Genomic DNA, 527 nt, shown 5'->3' with positions numbered 1-527 from the left:
CCCGTCAGGCGGCCTGGCGCGTGTGCTCCGGCAGACCCGTTGCCAGGGGCACGGTGACCGCACCGCCGGCCAGCGCGATCCACAGCGGCGCCGCCGGCCCCCAGGCGGCGGCCGCCGGGCCCAGGGCCATGACGCCCAGCGCCGCCAGGCCGTTCGACAGCCCCAGTGCCAGTCCCGATCCCAGGGAGCGGTTCTCCGGCAGGATGTCCTGGGCGATGAGGATACCCAGCGGCAGGGTGGCGAACAGGCAGATGCCGAGCACGCCGAGGGCGATCCAGAGCCACACGCCGTCCGCGAGCAGGAAGGCGGCGAGCATGGCCACCGACACGGTCATCGCGCCGATCAGCAGCGGCCGGCGCCCGACCCGGTCCGAAAGCCGTCCGCCGCTGACGTTGCCGATGACCCCGATCACCAGCATGACGGTGATGAAGCTGGCGCCGGTGGTGAGCGAGCCGCCTGCACCGGTCCACATCAACGGCACGTAGGTCACCACGGACAGGATCACGAGCGAGCGCAGCGCCGAGAAC

Annotated in this window: 1 protein-coding gene; it reads right to left on the bottom strand. The window is 72.7% G+C overall.

The genetic code is table 11. From position 1 onward, the window contains the following. Positions 1 to 4: 4 nt before the first annotated feature. Positions 5 to 527: MFS transporter (locus G7A99_RS24430; protein WP_163144671.1), on the bottom strand; the 523-nt coding region annotated here is incomplete at its 5' end.

Source organism: Arhodomonas sp. KWT (assembly GCF_010993615.1).
The sequence above is the reverse complement of the archived record's forward strand: the minus strand, read 5'-3'. Positions and strand labels throughout refer to the sequence as shown.